At 54.0% G+C, this 1,131-nt stretch carries 1 protein-coding gene; it reads right to left on the reverse strand.

Going from position 1 to position 1,131, the window contains the following annotated elements:
* Positions 1-1,108 (reverse strand): phage terminase large subunit family protein (locus AK963_RS29420; protein WP_238593897.1); only part of this gene is annotated, 1,108 nt, incomplete at its 3' end.
* Positions 1,109-1,131: the final 23 nt, after the last annotated feature.

A 1,131-nucleotide genomic window follows, 5' to 3' on the forward strand; every position in this document is an offset into this window, starting at 1 on the left:
GGTAAGGTTTCCTCAACCGGTCCGCAAGAATGGACCAGATTTCCGGACGAGACAGATCGCCATAAAGGCGCACATAATCAATAGACCAGCTCTCTTCTCCTGCTCCCCAGCCCACCACTTCAAACTCGACCCTGTCATCCTGCACATCAATACCACAGGTCAACACTTCTACTGCCCAGGGTACGTCAGCCGGGTAATGCTCACGACGCTGATAGAGCAACTCATGATCCACCGTTTCACCGGCTTCCTGCCAGGTCTGGCCCAGTACCGTATTGGTCCAGTCCTTCAAGAGGATCGGATTGTCTTTTGCGGCCAGAAAGTCAGCCACTGCATCCTTCCAACTATACCAGCCATTAGGGCTATAAAGTGAATTCAGATGATAGCCACGAATTTTCCCACTGGCCTCCGGGTTCATGGCAACCCACTGACCGTTGGCCAGCAACTTTGGTTTGTCATGCTCCCGCATCCGGTGCTGGCAGCTCACACACTCAAAACAAGCAGTTTCAGGATCCTGATTCTCAAATTTAATCTGCGGCCACTCAATGGCCTGCATAAATCCACACTCAACACAAGGCACATGGAATTGCCGCTGATCACTGGCCTGATAAGCTGCCTCTATCTTGCTGGCTCCGGCAATATTGGGTGTAGACACCATCAGGATCTTTCGGTTGCGGGAAAACGTCGCCGTCCGTTTAATGGCCAGATTGATCGGGCTGCCCTCACCGTCCACATCATCCTCATAGGCATCCACTTCATCCAGAAACAGGAATCGGGCAGGCATAGAGCGAAGCCCGGTGGCCGAGTTGGCACCGGTGATGATCAGTACGCCGTTGGGAAACTCCTTCACCATCTGGGTGTTGCCGGAATCCCTGGAACGGGGATCTTTTACCAAGTCCCTCAGCACCGGCATGGCTTCAATCATGGGTGCGATCCGCTGCTTGGAGGTTCGCTTGGCCATATCCAGAGTGGGCAGCACATACATCATCGGTCCGGGCGTGTGATGCACCACATACCCCAACCAGTTATTGCCGCACTCCGTACCGCCCACCTGAGCCCCTTTCATAAACGCCACCTGCTCCACGGAAGAGGAAGGCGAAAGGCAATCCATGATCTCTTTCAGGTAGGGGGTTC

The sequence above is a fragment of the Endozoicomonas atrinae genome (assembly GCF_001647025.1).
Lineage (GTDB): Bacteria > Pseudomonadota > Gammaproteobacteria > Pseudomonadales > Endozoicomonadaceae > Endozoicomonas > Endozoicomonas atrinae.